Here is a 17,751-nt window from a genome sequence, read left to right on the forward strand (position 1 = left end):
CCGCGACTCACACGTCCGCGACGCAGCGGAAACCGATGTTGCCGGCGGAGCTGTCCGGGGTGTTGGAGCTGCGTGCGTCGACGCGGTAGCGGAAGCAGTAGCTGTCGTGGCAGAGGTAGGAGCCGCCGCGCATCGCCTTGGCGCCGGCCCGGGCGGGGTCGCTCTGGTCGAACCAGTTCGCGCACCACTCCCACACGTTGCCGGTCATGTTGTGCAGGCCGTAGCCGTTGGGCGGGAACGCGTCGGCGGGCGCGGTGCCGACGTAGCCGTCGGCCGCGGTGTTGACGGCCGGGAAGCGGCCCTGCCAGACGTTCATGCGGTGCTCGCCGCCGGGCTCGCGCTCCTGGCCCCACGGGTACCGGTTCTGCACCAGGCCGCCGCGGGCCGCGTACTCCCACTCCTGCTCGGTGGGCAGCCGCTTGCCCGCCCAGCGGGCGTAGGCGCGGGCGTCGCGCCAGGTGACGTGCACGACGGGGTGGTCGAGGCGGTCGTCGAGCTTCGACGCCGGGCCCTCCGGGTGCCGCCAGTCGGCGCCGTACACCTCACGCCACCACGGCGCCGCCGCCACACCGCGCGTCGGCGGGTGGTCGTCGGGCAACAGCCCGGCGAAGACGAACGACGTGCCGAACCGCTCGGCCAGCGTGATCCAGCCGGTGGCCTCGACGAACTCCGCGAACGCCGCGTTCGTCACCGTGGTGACGTCGACGCGCAACGGCGCCACGGTGACCTCGCGGACGGGGCCCTCGCCGTCGGCCGGGTAGCCGTCGCCGGCGTCGGTGCCCATGAGGAACGTGCCGCCGGGCAGCGTGACCATGGCGCCGCCCGCGGGCCGCGCAGCCGCCGGCGGCGCCGTCACCGACGGCACCGCCAGCAGTTGATGCGTCTCGCGACCGGCCGCGCAACACGGCGCCGGGTCACTCGGCGAAGGCATCGCGGAGTTTCTCCTCCTGCTCCGTCGTCAGGTTGGACTGGACCAGCTCCGGCTGCATGCCGGACTCCTCGAACGCCTGCAGGACCTTGTCCTGCACGGCGCCGCTGGTGAGGACGAACAGTGCGGACGTCCCGGGTGTGACCTTATCGCGGGTCTGCCGGATGAAGTCGTCGTCGATGCCGACGTCGCTGAGCGACCCGCCGATCGCGCCCGCGGCCGCGCCGACCGCGGCGCCCAGCAGCGGCACGAAGAACAGCAGGCCGAACAGCAGCCCCCAGAACGCGCCGCCGAGCGCGCCGATCCTGGTCATGCTGGACAGCTGCCGGGTCTTCGGCTTCTTCTTGTCCGGCTCCCACGACACCGTGGCGGCGTCGTGGACCTGGATCAGCTCCTGCTTCTGCAACGACTCCAGCAACGTGACGGCGCGGTCGGCGGCGCTGGGGTCCTCGAACTTCCAGACGGTGAACGTGGCCATGGTGCGGTTCTCCTCACTCTGTGCGGGATCTAGTCGCGGGCCAGGGCGGCCTGCAGTTGCCGCTCGAGGTCCAGGTAACGGTCGTCGGCCACGTTGACCTCGACCTTCACGATGCGGCCGCCGCTGAAGGCGAACCGCGGCGGATACTGCCGGGTGACGGCGTCGCCGCCGTCGTAGCCGACGCACAGGCCCTCGCCGCAGAGTGAGAAGTGCCCGGTCTGCGTGCGCAGCGCGCCCTCCGCGACCTGGGCCTCGTCGACGTAGAGCCGCGCGGTGCCGTGCGACTCGCCGTGCTCCCCCGTCTTCTCCTTGGCGAACTCGACGCCGACGACGTGCCGCCCGCCGGGCAGCGGCCCGGACACCAGTTCCTGCTCGGGCGCGAGGCCGAGGAAGTTGTAGACGTAGTGCAGCCGGCCGTCCTTGACGAACAGCGTGTGGCCGCCGAACCGCGACCCGTGCGCCAGGATCACCCCCTCGGCCGAAGGCGACAACTCCACCTCGGCGAGGATCCGGTACGAGACGCCGTGCGTGTTGGCGGCCGAGCGCTCGGGCACCTCCGCCGTGCCCGGGTAGTACGTGTACGTCCCGCTGGGCGGCGCCGGCGCCTGGAACTCGTACTTGATGTAGTCGAGCACGCCGAGGTCGTTCAGCGGCAGCACGTCGTACTTGCCGGCCTCCTCGAACCAGAGGTCGACCAGTTCGCGCAGCCGGTCCGGGTGCTGGTCGGCGAGGTCGTGCGCCTCGGCGCGGTCGACGTCGGTGTGGAACAGCTGCCAGCGGTCGTCGGCGAAGTGCCCGATGTCCGACGGCACCGGACCGTGCACCGCGACGGCCTTCCAGCCCTCGTGCCAGATCGCCCGGGTGCCGAGCATCTCGTAGTACTGGGTGCGCCGGTTCGTCGGCGCCTTGCCGTCGTCGAAGCTGTAGCGCATCGACTCCCCCGGCAGCGGCGTCTGCTCGTAGCCGAGCACCGTCCCGGGCATCTCGACGCCGCAGCAGTCGAGGATCGTCGGGACGATGTCGATGGCGTGGTGGTACTGGTCGCGCACCTCGCCGCGGGCCTTGATACCTCGAGGCCACGAGATCACCAGCGGGTCGCAGACGCCGCCCTGGTACGAGTACCGCTTGAACATGCGGTACGGCGTCGAGAACGCCATCGCCCAGCCGGTCGGGTAGTGGTTGTAGGTGTCCGGGCTGCCCAGCCGGTCGATCATCGGCAGGTTGTCCTCGATGCTGTCGGGCCAGCCGTTGAAGAACTTGTTCTCGTTCACCGACCCGTTCGGGCTGCCCTCTCCCGACGCGCCGTTGTCGGCGCAGTAGAAGACCAGCGTGTTGTCCAGCTGCCCGGACTCCTCCAGGTAGTCGACCAGCCGGCCGACCTCGTGGTCGGTGTACTCGGAGAAGCCCGCGTACACCTCGGCCATCCGCGCGAACAGCCGCTTCTCGTCCGCGCTGAGCGAGTCCCACGGGCGGACGGCGTCCTGCGGGCTGGTGGTGCCCTCCGGCATCGGGTTCATCGGGGTCAGCTCGGTGTTCTCCGGCAGGATCCCGCGCGCCTTCATCCGCGGCAGCACCCACTCGCGGTAGGCCTCGTAGCCGTCGTCGAAGGCGCCCTCGTACTTGTCGATCCACTCCTGCGGCGCGTGGTGCGGCGCGTGGTTGGCGCCCGGGCAGAAGAACAGGTACCAGGGCTTGTCCGGCTCGGTCTGCTTGCTGTCGCGGACGAACGAGATGGCCTTGTCCGTCAGGTCCTTGGACAAGTGATAGCCGTCCTCGGGAAGGTACGGCTGCTCGGTGTAGTGGTCGTCCTCGGCGAGGTCCGGGTACCACTGGTTGGTCTCGCCGCCGATGAAGCCGTAGAACCGGTCGAAGCCGCGGCGGATCGGCCAGTTCCGCTTCGACGCGCCCATCGCGAACTCGTCGACCGGGACGTTGTGGTTCTTGCCGACCCAGAACGTGTTCCAGCCCGCGTCGGAGAGCACCTGCGCCAGGAAGGCGTTCTCCATCGGGATGTGCGTGTGGTTGCCCGGGAAGCCGGTGGCGCTCTCGGCGATCGTGGCGAACGCGTTCTGGTGGTGGTTGCGGCCGGTCAGCAGGCACGAGCGGGTCGGTCCGCAGAGCGCGGTCGTGTGCCACTGGCTGTAGGTGAGGCCGTCGGCGGCCAGCCGGTCCAGCGTCGGCATCGAGATCCGCCCGCCATACGGCGACCACGCCGCCTGCCCCGTGTCGTCGTAGAGGATGACCAGGACGTTCGGCGAGCCTTCGGGCGCCCGGCTGGCCCGGAACGGCTCCCAGTCGGGCACCGAATCGCGGATGTCCAGGTTGATGACGCCGTTGAACCGCTTGGGCATGGGATCCCCCTCGTCTGTGTCGGGGTCGGTGGCCTCATCGTCGGGCGGCGCCGTCACCGGCGGCCTCACCTTCTCCGGGTGAGGTCGCCGCGACCGCCGCGTCGACGGTCGGGTAGAGCCGGTCCACCACCCGCGCGGCGCCGGCCCGCCGCAGCACGTCGCGCACCTGTCCGACGTCGCCGACGGCGAGCAGCCGGACGCCGCGGGCGGCCAGCTCGGTCTCGGTGTCACGCAGCATCCCGGCCGCGGTGACGTCGACGGACGGCACGGTGGCGGCGTCCAGCACCAGAGCGCGGACGCCGTCGGCGCCGGCCAGCTCCAGCAACCGGTCCTGGACGGCGTCGGCGTTGGCGAAGTAGAGCGGGCTCTCCACCCGGACCACGACGACGCCGTCAACCGGGGAGCTCCCCGGATCCCGCGCGACGTCGACCCACTGTCCCGTCCCGCCCGCGACCCGGCCGAGCACGGCGACATGCGGGTGCGCCGTCCGCGCCAGCAGCAGCACGACCGACAGGACGACGCCGATGAGCAGGCCGGGCAGGGTGTCGAAGAAGAGGACGCCGAGCATGGCGCCGACGGCGCAGATGAAGTCGGCCCGGGCGACGCGGCCGTAGATCGAGGCCAGCGCCGCGGTGTTGACCTCGTACAGCCGCCGCAGCCCGCCGATGTCGACCAGCTCGATCACCGCCGCGATGACGACGGCGGCCAGCGCCGGTTCCGGCAGCTCGGCGAACAGCGGCGTCAGGATCAGCAGCGTCAGCACCGTCAGCGCGGCGACCGTCCACCCGGACACCTGCGACCGTGCGCCGGCGCCGGCGTTGACCGCCGTCTTCGACAGGCTGCCGTTGACCACCATGCCGTTGAAGAGGCCGGAGCCGAGGTTGGCCGCGCCCAGCCCGGCCAGCTCCCGGTTCGCGTCGATCCGGTAGCCGTCGCGGCGGGCATAGGTCTTCGCCGCGCCGAGCCCTTCGGCGAAGCCGACCAGCATGACGCCGGCCGCGCCGGACAGCAGCAGCGGGATGTCCGACGCCGCGTCGAGATCGGGCACGCTCGGCGCCGGCAGCCCCGCGTCGATGTGCCCGACGACGGAGACGCCGCGGTCCTCCAGGCCGAGCAGGACCGCCAGCACGATGCCGAGCACCACCGCCGCCAGCGACCCCGGCACCATCGGCGCCGTCCGGCGCAGGATCAGGACCAGCGCGAGGCAGCCCAGGCCGACCAGCGCCGACCAGCCGTTGGTGTCGCCGAGGGCGGTCACGACGGCCCACAGCTTCTGGAAGAAGTTGCCCTCGCCGCCCTCGATCCCGAACAGCTTCGGCAGCTGCCCGACGATGATCACCAGCGCCATCCCGACGATGAAGCCCTTCAGCACCGGCTCGGAGACGAAGTTGGCGAGGAAGCCCAACCGCAGCAGCCCGGCCAGCACCGCCAGCGTGCCCACGGCGACCGCGAGGCCCGCCGTATAAGCGGGGAAATCCCCGGATCCGTTCGACACGATCCCGCCGACCACCCCCGCCGACAACGCCGCCGTCGCCGACATCGGCCCCACCACTACGTGCCGCGAGCTGCCCAGCAGCGGGTAGAGCAGCAGCGCCGGGATCGCCGCGTACAGGCCGATCACCGGTGAGACGCCCGCGATCGACGCGTACGCCAGGGACTCCGGGATCAGCACCGCCCACACCGTCAGCCCGGCCACCAGGTCGCGGCGCAGCCACGATCGCCGGTAGCCGCGCAGCGACCCCAAGAACCACGCCGGCATGCGGCCCATCGTCGGCCGCGACCGTCGGCCGGGTCCTCACCCCGTTCGGGTGACGCCGCCCGCGACCGGCATCGCTGCACCTCCCGGGCCCCGCGCCCGCCGCACCTTCCAGCCGCCTTCCGGCCCTCGCGCCCGCCCGGCCGCCCGTCCGGCCGCCGCGCCTCCCAGCCACCGCACTCGCCCTCACCGCCCCGCCACGGCGCCCGCTGCTCCCGGCCGTCGCACCTGTCACGTTGTCCGGAACCGCCCACGCGGGCCGCCCGGCTCCCGCCGCCCGGCCGCGGCACCGACCAGCGCCACCCCACGGGCCGCGCACCCCTCCCTCTCCCCTCCCTTCCCCGGGCGCCGGGGCTTCACCCCGTTCGGGTGACGCCCCGCTCCCCCGGCCGCGGCCACCATGAACGCGACCCGACGGGCGGAGGCGGCATGGGCGAGGCGATCGGTGCGGTCCTGCCGCTCGGTGTGGGCGTCGCGCTCAGCCCGTTGCCGATCGTCGCGGTCGTGCTGATGCTGGGCAGTGAGCGCGGACGGGTGACCGGGCCGGCGTTCCTGGCCGGCTGGCTGCTCGGACTGGCCGTCGCCGGCACCGTCGTGCTGCTGGTCGCGGCGGCCGCCGGACCGGCCGACGACGGCGAGCCGGCGACGTGGGTGGGGTGGCTGAAGCTGGTCCTCGGCATCCTCGTCCTGCTCATGGCCGTACGCACTTGGAGGCAGCGGCCCCGCGACGACGCCGAACCGGACCTGCCCGGCTGGATGACGGCGCTGGACTCGTGGTCCGCGGGCAAGTCGCTGGGGCTGGGCGCGCTGCTGTCGGCCGTCAACCCGAAGAACCTCATGCTCACGGTGGCGGCCGCCGCGGCGATCGCGCAGACGGGCATCGGCGCCGGCGGGCAGGCCGTCGCGCTGGCCGTGTTCGTGCTGATCGGGGCGCTCGGGCCGGGGCTGCCGGTGCTGCTCGCGTTCACACTCGGGGAGCGCGCGGACCGGATGCTGGCCGACCTCAAGACCTGGCTGGCCCGGCACAACGCGGCCGTGCTGACGGTCGTGCTGCTGGTGATCGGCGCGAAGCTGATCGGCGACGGCATCGCCGGGCTGTCCGGGTGAACCGCTCCGACGTCGTCGCGGGCGTCGTGGCCGGCGCCGTCGTCATCCCGCAGGCCATGGGATACGCGGGCGTCGCCGGGCTGCCGGTGCAGGTCGGGCTGTACACGTGCATCGTCCCGATGGCGGTGTACGCGCTGCTGGGCGGCGCCCGGCGGCTGAGCATGAGCACGACGTCGACGATCGTGGCGCTGGCCGGGCTGGCGATGGCCGCCGCGGGCACACCCGACGACCCGGACGAGGCGATGGCCGCCGTCAGCACGCTGACGCTGCTGACCGGCCTGGCGCTGCTGCTGTTCTGGCTGCTCCGGATCGGCTGGGTGGTCGACGCGATCTCCGACACCGTCGTCAGCGGCCTGAAGATCGGCGTCGGGCTGACCATCATCGTCGACCAGCTGCCGCACCTGCTCGGCATCGACGCCGGCCCGGACGGGTTCCTGCGCGGCGTCGGACACGTGGTGACGCACCTCGGCGACGCCAACCGCGCCACCGTCGTCGTCTCGACGCTGACGCTGGGCGGGCTGTGGGCGCTGCACCGGTGGGCGCCGCGGGTGCCCGGCCCGCTGCTCGCCGTCGCGGGCGGCATCGCGGCGACGGCGTGGGCCGGTCTGCCCGACCGGGGCGTCGAACTGATCGCGCCGGTGCCCAGCGGGCTGCCGGTCCCGGCCCTGCCGCCGCTCGACGACGCGTGGACGATGCTGCCGTACGCGCTGGCCATCGCGCTGATGGCGTTCATGGAGACGATCGCCGTCGGCCGCGGCACCCGGGAGCCGCAGGACCCGCCGATCCTCGCCGGCCGCGAACTGCTGGCGAACGGGACGGCCGCGGTCGCCGGGTCGTTCGTCGCGACGGCGCCGCCGGCCGGCGGGTTCTCGCAGACGATGGTGAACGTCGAGGCGGGCGCGCGGACCCAGCTCAGTTCGCTGGTGACGGCCGGGGTCGCGGTGGCGGCGGCGCTGTTCCTGGCACCGGTGCTCAGCGACCTGCCGGAGGCCACACTGGCCGCCGTCGTCGTGGTCGCGGTGACCGGCCTGCTGGACGTCGGCGAGCTGCGCCGGATCGGCCGGATCGACCGCGCGGAACTGGTGGTCGCGCTGATCACCGGTGCGATCGCGCTGGTGACGAACCTGCTGGTGGGCGTCGTCGCGGGCGTGTTCTGCACCTATTACCTGGTGTTGCGCCGGCTCAACCACCCGGTGCTGACCGAGCAGCGGCCGGCGCCCGGGCTGCTGGTGGTCCGCATCGAGGGCGCGATGTACACGATGAACGTGCGCGCCGTGCAGGCCGAGCTGCTGCGCCTGGCGGCGGAGGACCCGCGGCCGCGGGTGCTGCTGCTCGACCTCGGCGCGACGCTGGACACGTCCGTCACCGTGTTGGACGCGTTCGTCGCGGCCGAGCAGCAGCTGGCGAAGGACGGCGTCGAGCTCTGGGTGGCCCGGGTCCCCGAGGCGGCGCTGGCGAAGGCGCGGCGGACGGCGGCCTGGCCGGCCTGGCGCGACAGCGGCCGGGTGCACCCGACGGTGCGGGCCGCCGTCGGCGCCTACGAGGGCCTGGCCGCCGAGGGTCCGGACGGCGCCGCCTGACCCGTCGCCAGCTCGAGCGCCGCCAGCAGCACGCCCGCGATCAGCAGGATCCCCAGCACCACGGCCGCGTTCGGGTAGTTCCAGAACACGAACACCAGCACCGCGACGGACAGGACGGCGATCTGCACCGGCCGCTTGTGCCGGCGCAGCCAAACGGCCGTCGACGAGTTCCGCCAGCCCCATCCGGTGCCGACGTCGCCCAGCCGCGCGACACCTCGCCGCACCGCGACCGCCTGCGGCGACGGTCCCGTCAGCCACGCGACCAGCGCCACGGCCAGCCCGGCCGCGAGCACCATGCGCAGCGTCGTCCGCAGCAGCGACACCACCTGGTCGAACAGCGCGCCCGCCGCGGCGTCGTCCACCTCCGGCGGCAGCGCGCCCAGGTACACCGGGCGGGCGATCGTCAGCGCGGCGCCGAGCACCAGCATCGCCAGCGCGAGCCCGATACCGGCGCCGACCAGCGCACGCCGCCGGCCGCGGGCCACCAGCACACCGGCCGCGATGAACGCGAGCGCGATGACCGGCAGCCACGTGCCCAGGCGGTCGATCAGCCGGAACCCGGCCTGCGCCTTCTCGACATCGTCTGACTGGAACAGCGTCAGCGTCATGTCCGTCGACGGGATGGCCGACGCCCGCGAGAACCCCGCGTCGACCAGCCGCTGCTTCGCGTCCTCGATGACCGGCGCCAGCTGGATGCTGACGGTGTTGCCCTCGACCTGGACCGCGCCGTTCTCGTTCTTCCCGGTGAGCGCCGCGACCAGGGCCTGATGGGCGGCCCGGTTGGCCTGCGTCCACGCGTCGGCGAACCGGTCACTGGCGACGACCGTGCCGACCTGGTCGTGCACCCACCCCTGCACCGCGCCGCCGATCGGCCCGGCCAGATCGTTGAGCGTCGATGTCAGCCGCGGCCGGGCCCCCTGCGCCGCCAGCAGGTCCGACGCCTCCTTCACCACGCCCGGCACATCGATCTCCTGCATGAGCCGGTTGGTGACGCGGTTGGTGACGGCCCGCTCGATGTCCGGGTTCCGCGCCAGCGGGCCGACGGTCTCGACGTAGCGGTCGGTGTTCGTGACGACGGAGTCCACCCACACGGCGGCGGTGGCGGGGATCGCCAGCACGCAGCCAATGAAGATCAGGACGGGTGCGAGCCAGGCCCGCCACCGCCCGCCCGGCGCGGCCTGGGCCCGGGCCGGCGAGGCGGGTCCCACCGGCGCCTCGCCGGCCGCGGTGCCTGCGGCGCGCAGCTGGGCCACCTCGGTGCGCAGCCGCTCCAGCTCCGCCCGGTCCCCGGCGCCGAGCCCGTCCTCCCCGGCGCCGCCGTCCGTTGCGCCATGCTCCCCTGGGCCGTGCTCCCCTGGGCCGTGCTCCCCTGGGCCGGCCGGCTCGTCGCCGGACGGTGTGTCCGCGGCCTCCGCACCCGGCGTGCGACCGGCCCGCCTCCGACGCGCCCGGCGAGCGGCGGCCGAGGAGGCGGTCACGGTGTCATCGGCGCCCTGGGCGCCGGCACCCGCGGAGCCGGCGCCCTCGACATCGGCGCCCTGGGCGCCGGCACCCGCGGAGCCGGCGCCCGTGCTGTCGGACGCCGGACGGTCGCCGGCCGCCTCGGCGCCGCCGCCGGCGCCTGGTGCTTCCGCGCCCGTGCCGCCGGCGCCCGTGCTGTCAGCCGCCGGTCGGCCGGGGGCCGCGGCGGTGCCGCCACCGCCCGCCGCGCCCTCGGACGCCGGCGGTTCGGACGCCGGGCCTTCGGCGCCCGTGCTGTCGGACGCCGGTGGGCCGGTGCGCCGAGGACCGTCGGCGGGGCGGTCGGCGGGATCGCCGGTGGGCGGGGTCCGCGGCTCGTCGGACATGGTGGGCGCCCGTCAGTCCGCTCCGCCCCGGGCCGCCACCAGCCGCCGGCCGGCCCGGGCGGTCCGGCTGCGCGGACCCGGCTGCGCGGGCACCACCAGCCCGCTCGCCGCAGCCGAACCGGCCGACGCGCCCGGCACAGCCGAACCAGCCGACCCGGCAGCCCCAGCCGGCGCCGCCCCACCATCGTCCCCGGCGCCTGGCGCCGGCCGCCGGGCGGTGGCATGCGTCACCACGTTCCGGATCACCTGCGGAGTCCCGTCCAGGACCGCGGCACTGGTCACAGCACCCAGCAGTCCGGGCCGGTCGAATCGTCCGGTCATCAGTTCCCCCTCAACGCGTCGTCGGCCGCTTCCGACGGGATCAGGACGTGCAGCGCGACCTGGCCGCCGGAATCGCGGACGGCTTCGGAGACGCGGCGTACCCAGGTGTTCTCGTAGGCGATGAGCACCGCCGAGTTCCCCGGCGGCAGTGCGTCGGCGACGACGGCGATGTCCTCGTCGTTCACCAGTTCGCCCTCGGCGATCTCCACCCCGCCGAAGCCGAACGCATCGGCGCCCTCGGCGAACTCGACGACCCGGAGGTCGCCGTTCGCCTCGCGCGCCGCGAACACGATGTCCAACAACGTGACGTCCCCCATGTCGACGACGCCGCGCAGCGCCTCGACGGCGAGCGGGTCGACCCGCTCGCCGGGAAAGGTCAGGATCAATACCTCGACCGGCCGGAACCTCATCGCAGCCCTCGTCTGCGCGTGGCCATACTCCACCCCGTTCCCCCGCCCACCCGTACACCCGTACACTGCCCAGCCGTGATCGTTTCCGCCTCACCCAGCCCGGGTGAGGCCCTACAAAAGCCCCAACTCCCTCGCTCGGTCGACGGCCTGCCGGCGGCTGCCGACGTCGAACTTGCGGTAGATCGCCTTGAGATGCGTTTTGACGGTGTTGACGCTCAGCACGTGCGCCCCGGCGATCTCCTCCAGCGACAGCAGCGACGGCAGGTCGCGCAGCAGCTCCAGCTCGCGCGCCGTCAGCGCCTCACCGGACACCATCGCCCGCTGGGTGTCGCCGTCGTCGTCGCCGAACAGGCCGACGGCGGTGCGGACGAACTCCTCGTACCGGCCGAACCTCCCCTCCCCGTGGATGAGCAGCGACCGGACCCGCCCGGACGCCGCGACGAACTCCCGGAACATCCGCCGCGGTTCGGCGAGGTCCAGGGCGTGCAGCAGCGCGTCGTGCGCGCGGGCCGGCTCGTCCAGCTCGGCGGCGAAGTGCGCCGACAGCAGCCAGCCGGTGATCTCGTTGCTGACGAGGTGACACGGCACCGTCCCGCCCAGCACCGGCTGCAGCGCCGCCCGGGCCGCCGCCTTGCGCCCGTCCTGCGCGTGCGCCAGCGCCCGCAGCACCAGCAGGTCGCCGGTGTCGTCGAGCAGCCGCTCGGCCCGCGTCAGCACCTCGGCGACGGCGGCCCGGTCGCCCGCCGCCAGCGCCAGCTGCAGCTCGGTGAGGCAGAAGTAGCTGGCCCCCACGGGCGGCAGCGCGGCGTCGTCGTACGGCCAGGCACGGCGCAGCAGCCGGGCCGCTTCGTGCCGGTTCGGCGTCTCTGCCGCGGCCAGGCAGGCCCGCAGCAGCCGGGCGGACAGCTCGATCTCGGGCTCGACGTCGGCGTCGATGGCGGCGGCCAGGGACAGGTAGCGGCGGGTCTCGTCGTGGTCCAGCCGCTGGAACGCCACCCCGGCGGCCAGCAGGTAGACCGGCGTCATGCGCCCGGTGGCGGACCAGCCGCGCCGCCCGGCGAAGTCGATCGCCTCGATGGTCCGCCGGGTGATGCTCTCGGCGTCGCCCCTCGCGGCGGCGCCGACGGCGAGGTAGGAGAGGCACTCCAGCGCCAGCGCGTCGCGGCCGTCGCGGCGGGCCATGCGCAGCGCCTCGCGCAGGTCGTCCTCGGCCGCGTCGTACTCGCGGCACCAGATCCGGAGGACTCCCCGGTTGACCGCGGCGAGCAGCAGCAGGTCCGGTTCGCCGGGCACCTGTTCTTCGCTCTGCCCGAGCAGCTCGCCCAGCTCCGGGCCGCGCTCGCCGCGCAGCCGCGCCTCGTACATGAGCGCGGTGGTGTGCAGCAGCCGCAGCCGCGCCGACCGGTGCCGGGACGGGTCGCGCCCGACGAGGTCGATGTGCCGGCGAGCCACCGGGAGCGCGCCGTCATGCAGCGCCGCCAGCGCCGCGATCAGCGCCGTCGCCGGTTCGATGACGAGGTCGTCCGGCAGCTGCCGCACCGTCGCCGACACCCGGGCGGCGTCGCCGGACAGCAGCAGCCGCAGCCCGTACCGGTCGACGAGTTCGGCGGCGCGCGGCCAGTCGCCACCCTCGGCGGCGTGGTCCATCGCGGGCCCGGGCAGCCCGTGGTCGAGGAACCACCGCGACGCCTCGACGTGGTGCTGGCGTTGCGCCACGACGTCGCGGCGGTTGCCCTCGGCCAGCAGGAAGCTGCGCAGCAGTCCGTGCACCCGGTACGACGTCGGCGCCCGGCCCACGCGCGCCACCAGCGCGTTGTCGCGGGCCAGCCGGGCCAGCACGGCGCCGGCGTCGGCCCGGCCGGACAGCCGGCTGGCGAGGTCGGCGGTGAGCGTCTCGGCGACCGCCGTGGCCAGCAGCAGGTCGACGGTCTCGTCGGAGAGCGCGTCGAGCACCTCCGCGACGAGGTAGTCGGCCAGCGGCCGCTCGTCGCCGGCGAACCCGGCGATGTACTTGGTGACGTCGTCCTGCGACGCCAGCGACAGCGCGGCCAGGCTGAGCCCGGCCGCCCAGCCCTCGGTGCGCTCCAGCAGCAGCGCGAGGTCGGGCTCGTCCAGCTCGAGGTGCCGGCGGCGCAGCAGCAGTCCGGCCTCGTCGCGGTCGAACGCGAGGTCGGCGGCGCGCACCTCCGTCGCCTGGCCGTCCAGGACCATGCGGGCCACCGGCAGCGGCGGGTCGAACCGGCTGCCCAGCATCAGCCGCAGACCGGCCGGGCGGTAGCGGATCAGCCCGGCGAGGCAGGCCAGCCCGCGCGGCGACGCGATGACGTGGACGTCGTCCAGCAGCACCCACAGCGGCTGCTGCAGCGCGTCGACGGCCTCGGCGAACGCGGTCAGGAAGCCGCGGTTGCCGGCGTCGCCGGGCGGGGTCAGCGCGGCCAGCCGCACCTCGGCGGCGGCGTCGACGCCGCGCACGGCCCGCCCGCAGGCGCGCAGCAGCCCGGACCACAGCACGTAGGGATCGTCGTCGTGCTCGTCGAGGGCCAGCCAGGCGACCGGGACGCCGGCCGAGCGCTGCCGCTGCCACCACTGCGCCAGCAGCATGGTCTTGCCCGCGCCGGCCGGTGCGGAGACCAGCGCGAGCACACGTCCTTCCGCCTCCGCAACCCCCAGGCCACGAAGCAGTCGCGTTCGGGACACCACGCTGGCCGGCATCCGAGGAGCCCTCAGCTTCTGTTCCAGGATCCTCGCACGCCCCGCGTGAGGGGCAGCTACGACCACGATCATCACAGTAGCGGCGAATTGTCGATCTCGACCCCTGCTTGGCCTCTTCACCTCTGATCAACTTGCGCGTCACGCCGCACCCCTCACCCCCTGCGGGTGAGCCGAACCGGCGCTCGTCCGGGCGATGGTGGGGTGTGTCCCGCTCCATAGCCTGGGGGCGCATCCACATGCGCTACGAGTTCCTCGTCACCGGCCGCGTCTCCGATACCGTCCGGGCGGCGTTCCCCGAGTTCGACGTGGCCGACGGCCCGGCCGGCGGCACGTCGATCTATGGGCCCGTGCGCGACCGGGCCGCTCTGCGGGGCGTTCTCGCCCGGCTGGACGCCCTGGGGTTGACGGTCGTGGAGATGCGCAAGCTGCCCGACTGAGCCCGAGGAGGCATGCCGTATGACCAGCGACCCCACCAGCCGGTCCGGACCACCTGTCGTCGACGCCGGTCGCCTGTGGGCGGGCGGCGTCGCCACCGCCGTCATCGGCGCGCTCATCGCGGTCGTCGGGATCGTCCTGATCCGCGGTGTGTTCGACATCCCGATCCTGGCGCCGGAGGGCGAGGGCACCTGGGGCGATGCGAGCACCGGCTGGTACGCCGGCGGCGCCGCGCTGGCCGCGCTGGTGTCGACCGCGCTGGTGCACGTGCTGCTGCTGACGACGCCGCAGCCGCTGCGGTTCTTCGCCTGGGTGGTCGGGCTCGCGACGGTGATCGGCGTGGTCGCGCCGTTCACGTCCGGCGCCGACCTCGACGCCGAGGTCGCGACCGCCGGGCTGAACCTGGTGCTCGGCATCGCGATCGGCACGCTGGTCTCGTCGGTGGCCCGCAGCGCGAGCCGCCCCGCGCCCCGCCGCCGTCCGGGCCCGCCGCCTGCCGACGGGACCTGGCCCGCCGCACCGTGACGTCCGGGTCGATCCGACGCTCGTGGCTGTCGCGCCTCGGCCGGTCGTCGCCGCGTTCCCTCACCCGCCACGGGTGAGGCGGGCGGGGCCGCGGCGGCGAAGGCTGGGCCGCATGGACACCGTGGACGTGGGGCCGGTCGACATCCTGATGCTGCGATTCCCGGGCAACCAGTTCAAGGGCGAGATCGTGCCGGCGATGCGCGACCTCGTCGTCGAGGGACTGGTGCGGATCGTCGACCTGATGTTCGTGTATCGCGACGCCGACGGCATCGTCGGCTCGATCGAGCTGGCCGGGCTCGGTCCCGACCTCCAACCCGCCTTCGCCGACCTGGACGGCCAGCTCGGCGGCGGACTGCTGGACTCCGAGGACGTCGACGAGGTCGCGGAAGGGCTGGCGCCGAACAGTTCCGTCGCCGTCCTCGTCGTCGAGAACACCTGGGCGATCCCGTTCGTGAACGCGGTCCGCGCGGCCGGTGGCGAGGTCACCGACCAGGCCCGCGTCCCTGCCGAGACCGCCGACCGCGCGCTGCGCGGCCTCGGCTGAGGGGGCGGACGCGATGGGACTGCTGCGCGGGATGGCCCGGACCGCGGTCGTGGCGGGCACGGCGACCGCGGTGTCGAACCGGGTGTCGCGCCGCCAGGCCGACCGCTGGCAGCAACAGGACTACGAGCGGCAGGCACAGTACGAGCAGCAGGCGCAGGCGGCCTACGCCGCCCAGCCGCCGCCCGCACCGGCGGCGCCCGCCGCGCCCGCCGCGCCCGCCGCGCCGGCCGAGGACTCGCTCGCCGACCAGTTGTCGCGGCTCGCCGATCTCAAGGCGCAGGGCGTGCTCAGCGACGAGGAGTTCGCCGCCGCCAAGGCACGGTTGCTGGGCGGCTGACCGGCGGCTGGAGGGGTGCCCGATGCGACCACGCGTGTTCGCCCTCGCCGCCGCGCTCGTGCTGCTGGCCGGCTGCAGCAGCGAGGAATCGGCGGAGACGCAGTGGGCCGACGGCGTCTGCTCGGCGTGGAACGAGTTGTCCAGCGACCTCCGCGGCGTCACCGACGGCCTGAACGTCGACTCGCTGTCGCCGGAGGCGCTGGACCAGCTCAGCAGCGAGATCACCGACCGCGTCGACGCCGTGCAGGCCAGCGCCGAGAACCTCGCCGAGGCCATCGCCGACACCCCGGAGGGCGCCGACCAGGCCATCGAGAACGCCCAGCAGGAGCTCGGCGACGAGGCCGACGACGTCCGCGCCGGGCTGGACGCCACCGGCCAGGCGGTCCAGAGCCTGTCCGGTGCGACCACCGGCCAGGACATCACCAGCGCCCTGTCAGACGCGCAGGCCGCGCTCACCCAGACCGGCCAGGCGCTCGGCACGCTCGGCGACACCGTCGCCGGCTACCTGTCGGCGGCCGACGACACCCTCCGGCAGGCCTTCGACGACGCGCAGTCCTGCCAGCAGACCCGTACGGGAGGAACCTCATCATGAGTGACAGCAACGTCGAGGTCTTCGTGGCCGCCTTCGGCACCGAGGACGAGGCCGGCCAGGCCCTGAAGGACTTCCGCGCGATGGCCCGCGAGGGCTCCATCGACCTCATCGACGCCGCCGTCGTGGTCCGCCGCGCCGACGGCAAGGTGACGTTCCAGGAGACCACCGACCCCGGCGGCAAGACGTGGGCCAAGCGCGGCGCCGTCGCGGGCGGCATCGTCGGCCTCATCTTCCCGCCCGGGCTGCTGGTGTCGGCGGCGGTCGGCGCGGCCGGCGGCGGCATCTGGGGCAAGGTGCGCGACAAGGGCTTCCAGGACGACGACCTGCGCTCCATCGGCGACAGCCTCGAGCCCGGCACGTCCGCCATCATCGCCGTCGCCGAGGACCGGATGATCGAGCGGCTGCAGGCCGGGCTGGAGGGCTACCGCAACATCGCGCGGCACGCCGTCAGCGCCGAGGCCGCGGCCGCCGTCATCGCCGCACCGGAGGAGGACTCACCCTCCTGACGAGAGCTGCTCGGAGAAGTACGTCAGCGCCGTCCGGGTCTTCGTCTGCTGCACGCCGCCGAGGTCGATGCCGCGCTCGCCGAGGAAGGCCCGCGACTCCGCGGCGACGTTGAGCGCCTCGCCGGGCAGGCACTTGGTCGACAGCTCCAGGATGCGGCCGCCGTCCGGGTAGAACCACAGCTCGGCGACCAGGCGGCGGCCGTACTCCCCGGGCGAGAACTTGAGCTTCATGATCGGGATCGGCCCGAGCGCGCTCAGCTCGTCCAGCTCCAGCCCTTCGGGCGCGTGCGCGGCGAACAGGTCGCGCTGCTGCTTCGTGAACAGCTTGCGGATCGGCCGCCGCCCGGCCAGCACGTCCATGACGTGCGCGTTGTCGACCGGGGCCTTGAGCCGTCCGGACGCCACGAACGAGCCGCCCGGCATCGCGTCGACCTCAACCCCGAAGTCCGGCGACTGCCGCAGCGACGGCGACAGCCGTTTCGGCTCCACCGGGCGCAGCTTCACGACCGCGTCGCCGGGCCGGCGCTGCACCCGTCGCGCGCGGACCACCACGCCGGCGCGGTCCAGCGCGAGGTCCGGCGTGTCGAAGAACACGACCTGCCGGATCTGCGCCTCCAGCGGGTCCATCCCCAGCGCCGCGACCGCGGATCGCTGGTCCCCGTCCGGCACACTCAGTTTCAGCTCGACGGAATCGGCCTCCTTGAACAGCGTGAGCAGCTCCCCCAGCCGCTTGCTGGACATGATCGGCAGCGCCACCTCGGTCATCCGGACCACCCCCTGGTGGATCGTCACCCCGCCCGGCCGGGTCCGGCCCCACCCGTTCCGGGTGATGTCGTCTTGACCTCAAGTGCGGTTGAGGTAGCAGGCTGGCGGCATGACCACACAGATCGAGGCCGTGGCCGCCGAGGCCGAGCTGGACGCCATCCGCCGCGTCATCGACGTCGTCGAGCACGCGCAGAACAACGAGCTGCCCGACGAGTTCCTGGCGCTGTTCCGCGACGACGCCATCTGGACCACCGGCGGCGGGAAGCGGCTCTACGGGCTGGACGAGATCGCCGCGTTCACCCGGCAGGTGCTGCCCGGTGGCATGACGGACATGTCGGTGCGGTTCGAGCTGGAGCACGTGCTGTTCATCCGTCCCGACGTCGCCGCCGTGAAGCTGCGCCAGGTCTACACGACACCCGACGGGCTGGACGTCGGGTCGCCGCTGTGGGTCATGGCCAAGGAGGACGGCCGCTGGCTGCTCACCGCGTGCCAGAACATCGGCGTCCCCGACGACGAGGACGTCGCGCCCGGGCGGCCGGTGTTCGGAGCCGCGTAGG

General features: G+C 73.8%; 17 protein-coding genes. 9 read left to right on the forward strand and 8 right to left on the reverse strand.

Going from position 1 to position 17,751, the window contains the following annotated elements:
- Positions 1-7: 7 nt before the first annotated feature.
- From BLV02_RS15130 to BLV02_RS15145, 4 genes are read right to left on the reverse strand one after another with little or no spacing between them, the layout of a single operon-like run.
- A complete protein-coding gene (locus tag BLV02_RS15130; protein WP_083288708.1) occupies positions 8-931 on the reverse strand; it encodes a formylglycine-generating enzyme family protein in 924 nt (307 codons plus the stop codon).
- On the reverse strand, positions 915-1,406 hold the full coding sequence (locus BLV02_RS15135; protein ID WP_069111858.1) for a DUF1269 domain-containing protein: 492 nt from the start codon (positions 1,404-1,406) through the stop codon (positions 915-917). The genes BLV02_RS15130 and BLV02_RS15135 overlap by 17 nt, the downstream gene beginning before the upstream one ends.
- 29 nt (positions 1,407-1,435) lie before the next feature.
- Positions 1,436-3,757 (reverse strand): arylsulfatase, encoded by a 2,322-nt coding sequence (locus BLV02_RS15140; protein ID WP_069111983.1) that lies wholly within the window; start codon positions 3,755-3,757, stop codon positions 1,436-1,438.
- 34 nt (positions 3,758-3,791) lie between these two features.
- A complete protein-coding gene (locus BLV02_RS15145; RefSeq protein WP_069111857.1) occupies positions 3,792-5,516 on the reverse strand; it encodes a SulP family inorganic anion transporter in 1,725 nt (574 codons plus the stop codon).
- A gap of 426 nt (positions 5,517-5,942) precedes the next feature.
- On the opposite strand from BLV02_RS15145, the gene BLV02_RS15150 reads away from it, so the two are divergent.
- Positions 5,943-6,620 carry a GAP family protein gene (locus BLV02_RS15150; protein WP_069111856.1) on the forward strand — a complete coding sequence of 226 codons (678 nt, stop codon included), beginning with the start codon at positions 5,943-5,945 and terminating at the stop codon, positions 6,618-6,620.
- Positions 6,617-8,200: a SulP family inorganic anion transporter gene (locus BLV02_RS15155; RefSeq protein ID WP_069111855.1), complete on the forward strand. Its 1,584-nt coding sequence runs from the start codon at positions 6,617-6,619 to the stop codon at positions 8,198-8,200. Before BLV02_RS15150 ends, BLV02_RS15155 begins: the two co-directional genes overlap by 4 nt.
- Here the strand turns inward: BLV02_RS15155 and BLV02_RS15160 are convergent.
- The 3 genes from BLV02_RS15160 to BLV02_RS15170 all read right to left on the reverse strand — a co-directional run bounded on the left by BLV02_RS15160 (position 8,158) and on the right by BLV02_RS15170 (position 13,421).
- Complete coding sequence (locus BLV02_RS15160) at positions 8,158-10,047, reverse strand: ICP22 family protein (protein WP_069111854.1); 1,890 nt, start codon at positions 10,045-10,047, stop codon at positions 8,158-8,160. The two genes, BLV02_RS15155 and BLV02_RS15160, sit on opposite strands and share 43 nt — an antisense overlap.
- A gap of 320 nt (positions 10,048-10,367) precedes the next feature.
- On the reverse strand, positions 10,368-10,778 hold the full coding sequence (locus BLV02_RS15165) for a DUF6325 family protein (RefSeq protein WP_069111853.1): 411 nt from the start codon (positions 10,776-10,778) through the stop codon (positions 10,368-10,370).
- Positions 10,779-10,889: 111 nt separating this feature from the next.
- On the reverse strand, positions 10,890-13,421 hold the full coding sequence (locus BLV02_RS15170) for a winged helix-turn-helix domain-containing protein (RefSeq protein ID WP_069111852.1): 2,532 nt from the start codon (positions 13,419-13,421) through the stop codon (positions 10,890-10,892).
- A gap of 305 nt (positions 13,422-13,726) precedes the next feature.
- Between BLV02_RS15170 and BLV02_RS15175 the strand changes: the two genes are divergently transcribed.
- The 6 genes from BLV02_RS15175 to BLV02_RS15200 all read left to right on the forward strand — a co-directional run bounded on the left by BLV02_RS15175 (position 13,727) and on the right by BLV02_RS15200 (position 16,429).
- Positions 13,727-13,927, forward strand: coding sequence for a hypothetical protein (locus BLV02_RS15175; RefSeq protein WP_069111851.1), 201 nt, complete (start codon positions 13,727-13,729; stop codon positions 13,925-13,927).
- Between the two features lie 19 nt (positions 13,928-13,946).
- Entirely contained in the window at positions 13,947-14,450 is a 504-nt protein-coding gene (locus BLV02_RS15180; RefSeq protein WP_069111850.1) for a DUF6069 family protein, read from the forward strand.
- Positions 14,451-14,562: 112 nt separating this feature from the next.
- On the forward strand, positions 14,563-14,994 hold the full coding sequence (locus tag BLV02_RS15185) for a DUF6325 family protein (RefSeq protein ID WP_069111849.1): 432 nt from the start codon (positions 14,563-14,565) through the stop codon (positions 14,992-14,994).
- 13 nt (positions 14,995-15,007) lie between these two features.
- A complete protein-coding gene (locus BLV02_RS15190; RefSeq protein ID WP_069111848.1) occupies positions 15,008-15,331 on the forward strand; it encodes an SHOCT domain-containing protein in 324 nt (107 codons plus the stop codon).
- Between the two features lie 22 nt (positions 15,332-15,353).
- Positions 15,354-15,923, forward strand: coding sequence for a hypothetical protein (locus BLV02_RS15195; protein ID WP_141711608.1), 570 nt, complete (start codon positions 15,354-15,356; stop codon positions 15,921-15,923).
- On the forward strand, positions 15,920-16,429 hold the full coding sequence (locus BLV02_RS15200) for a DUF1269 domain-containing protein (RefSeq protein ID WP_069111846.1): 510 nt from the start codon (positions 15,920-15,922) through the stop codon (positions 16,427-16,429). Before BLV02_RS15195 ends, BLV02_RS15200 begins: the two co-directional genes overlap by 4 nt.
- On the opposite strand, the gene BLV02_RS15205 is transcribed toward BLV02_RS15200, so the two are convergent.
- Positions 16,418-17,194 carry a hypothetical protein gene (locus BLV02_RS15205; RefSeq protein ID WP_069111982.1) on the reverse strand — a complete coding sequence of 259 codons (777 nt, stop codon included), beginning with the start codon at positions 17,192-17,194 and terminating at the stop codon, positions 16,418-16,420. The genes BLV02_RS15200 and BLV02_RS15205 overlap by 12 nt on opposite strands.
- Before the next feature lie 109 nt (positions 17,195-17,303).
- On the opposite strand from BLV02_RS15205, the gene BLV02_RS15210 reads away from it, so the two are divergent.
- Positions 17,304-17,750, forward strand: coding sequence for an SgcJ/EcaC family oxidoreductase (locus BLV02_RS15210; RefSeq protein WP_069111845.1), 447 nt, complete (start codon positions 17,304-17,306; stop codon positions 17,748-17,750).
- Position 17,751 lies beyond the last annotated feature (1 nt).

It is taken from the genome of Jiangella alba (assembly GCF_900106035.1).
GTDB lineage: Bacteria > Actinomycetota > Actinomycetes > Jiangellales > Jiangellaceae > Jiangella > Jiangella alba.

Excerpts from the sequence above, each read along its gene's own strand:
- BLV02_RS15150 (WP_069111856.1), top strand. The coding sequence starts at position 5,943 with ATGGGCGAGGCGATCGGTGCGGTCCTGCCGCTCGGTGTGGGCGTCGCG.
- BLV02_RS15165 (WP_069111853.1), bottom strand. The coding sequence starts at position 10,778 with ATGAGGTTCCGGCCGGTCGAGGTATTGATCCTGACCTTTCCCGGCGAG.
- BLV02_RS15205 (WP_069111982.1), bottom strand. The coding sequence starts at position 17,194 with ATGACCGAGGTGGCGCTGCCGATCATGTCCAGCAAGCGGCTGGGGGAG.
- BLV02_RS15175 (WP_069111851.1), top strand. The coding sequence starts at position 13,727 with ATGCGCTACGAGTTCCTCGTCACCGGCCGCGTCTCCGATACCGTCCGG.
- BLV02_RS15140 (WP_069111983.1), bottom strand. The coding sequence starts at position 3,757 with ATGCCCAAGCGGTTCAACGGCGTCATCAACCTGGACATCCGCGATTCG.
- BLV02_RS15195 (WP_141711608.1), top strand. The coding sequence starts at position 15,354 with ATGCGACCACGCGTGTTCGCCCTCGCCGCCGCGCTCGTGCTGCTGGCC.
- BLV02_RS15190 (WP_069111848.1), top strand. The coding sequence starts at position 15,008 with ATGGGACTGCTGCGCGGGATGGCCCGGACCGCGGTCGTGGCGGGCACG.
- BLV02_RS15200 (WP_069111846.1), top strand. The coding sequence starts at position 15,920 with ATGAGTGACAGCAACGTCGAGGTCTTCGTGGCCGCCTTCGGCACCGAG.
- BLV02_RS15135 (WP_069111858.1), bottom strand. The coding sequence starts at position 1,406 with ATGGCCACGTTCACCGTCTGGAAGTTCGAGGACCCCAGCGCCGCCGAC.
- BLV02_RS15160 (WP_069111854.1), bottom strand. The coding sequence starts at position 10,047 with ATGTCCGACGAGCCGCGGACCCCGCCCACCGGCGATCCCGCCGACCGC.
- BLV02_RS15210 (WP_069111845.1), top strand. The coding sequence starts at position 17,304 with ATGACCACACAGATCGAGGCCGTGGCCGCCGAGGCCGAGCTGGACGCC.
- BLV02_RS15185 (WP_069111849.1), top strand. The coding sequence starts at position 14,563 with ATGGACACCGTGGACGTGGGGCCGGTCGACATCCTGATGCTGCGATTC.
- BLV02_RS15130 (WP_083288708.1), bottom strand. The coding sequence starts at position 931 with ATGCCTTCGCCGAGTGACCCGGCGCCGTGTTGCGCGGCCGGTCGCGAG.
- BLV02_RS15145 (WP_069111857.1), bottom strand. The coding sequence starts at position 5,516 with ATGCCGGCGTGGTTCTTGGGGTCGCTGCGCGGCTACCGGCGATCGTGG.
- BLV02_RS15180 (WP_069111850.1), top strand. The coding sequence starts at position 13,947 with ATGACCAGCGACCCCACCAGCCGGTCCGGACCACCTGTCGTCGACGCC.